Below are 1173 nucleotides of genomic sequence, written 5' to 3'. Positions count from 1 at the left end.
AAGTTACATCGTCAAATATTTTTAACTGGTTTACACACTGCTGTTATTGTACCTCATCTTTTTGAGAAAGGCTATATGTAATTAAATTGCTACGATGATTCCACACAGAGATACTCTTTTAAAGGCACGTAAAGTCTATTCACAATGTGCGAACAAAGTAGAAAAAAGTATTGCAGCCCAAGGACTTACTCCATTGCTCTCAACCCAAGTTATTGGAATAGGTGTTGCGACTGAATGGGTAAGACGTGCGGCAGAGATGGACAACATTCATTACATGGGCAAGAACTTAAATAAATCGAAAAGTAACGATTTGTTTAAGTAGGTAGGCGGGAAAAAACATATCTATGTAACAAAACATTAAGTTACCTAATTGGAGTTAAACTTAAGACGTTGTGTAGTGTAATTTCCCCTTTGTCCTCTAACTTCTACTCCATGAATTACGGCGTAGGCGAGTTCTAACTCATCATCAAACATTTGTCCTGCCAATTCATCTTTTTTAATGTGTTGCCACTCCAATTCAATGGGGTTCATTTCCGAACAATACTTGGGCAAAAAGAAGATATATAAACCTTGATTTTCCCACTTTGGCCATAACTCTTGGACTTCTTTGCATCTGTGTATGGGGCCGTTGTCTTGTACGATTACTCTCCGTCGTCCAATCTCAGCAGCTTCCTGGGCTTCTCGCTCCATCATTTTGATATAAGCTTTTCGATCGACACCCCCAATTACTAAACCGTAAACAAAACTGATTCCCTGTTGAAGAAGTCCGACAATACTTAGTCTACGACCACGCCGTTTCGTTTGTTCTAACCGTTTTTGCTCACCTATTTGGTAATAAGTATAACCGGGTTCACTCCACGCACAAAACCCTGATTCATCTAAATACTTTAAGTCAATTCCTCCCGCCGCTGCCTCTAATTGCAACATATCTAAGTCGGATTGCTTCGTTTCTTGTACTATAGGGTCTTGTTTTCCTTTATGACTTTTTCTAAGCGAATTTCCAAATAAACCTTTTTTTTTAGTATCCGTCTTAATCGATCGGCACTTAGTTTAACAGAACGTTCTTTTTCTAATTTCTGGACTAATTGAAGACTGTTACAGCGGTTCCCGCTGTTAAGAAGTACAATAACAACAATTAGCTTTCCCAATTTCTGAGATGTTGAGGATTGATTA

3 protein-coding genes are annotated in these 1173 nt (G+C 38.4%); 1 reads left to right on the top strand and 2 read right to left on the bottom strand.

Features of this window, described 5'->3' with window-relative positions:
* Nucleotides 1-94: 94 nt before the first annotated feature.
* Nucleotides 95-322, top strand: a complete 228-nt coding sequence (locus tag QUA78_RS32670; protein WP_333399268.1) for a hypothetical protein — start codon at nucleotides 95-97, stop codon at nucleotides 320-322.
* Nucleotides 323-366: 44 nt separating this feature from the next.
* On the opposite strand, the gene QUA78_RS32665 is transcribed toward QUA78_RS32670, so the two are convergent.
* A complete protein-coding gene (locus tag QUA78_RS32665; RefSeq protein ID WP_333307585.1) occupies nucleotides 367-960 on the bottom strand; it encodes a transposase in 594 nt (197 codons plus the stop codon).
* A partial coding sequence (locus QUA78_RS32660) for a hypothetical protein (protein ID WP_333307582.1) occupies nucleotides 957-1173 on the bottom strand: 217 nt, incomplete at its 5' end. The genes QUA78_RS32665 and QUA78_RS32660, both read right to left, overlap by 4 nt.

The organism is Microcoleus sp. K4-B3, assembly GCF_036704615.1.
GTDB lineage: Bacteria > Cyanobacteriota > Cyanobacteriia > Cyanobacteriales > Microcoleaceae > Microcoleus.
The sequence above is the reverse complement of the archived record's forward strand: the minus strand, read 5'-3'. Positions and strand labels throughout refer to the sequence as shown.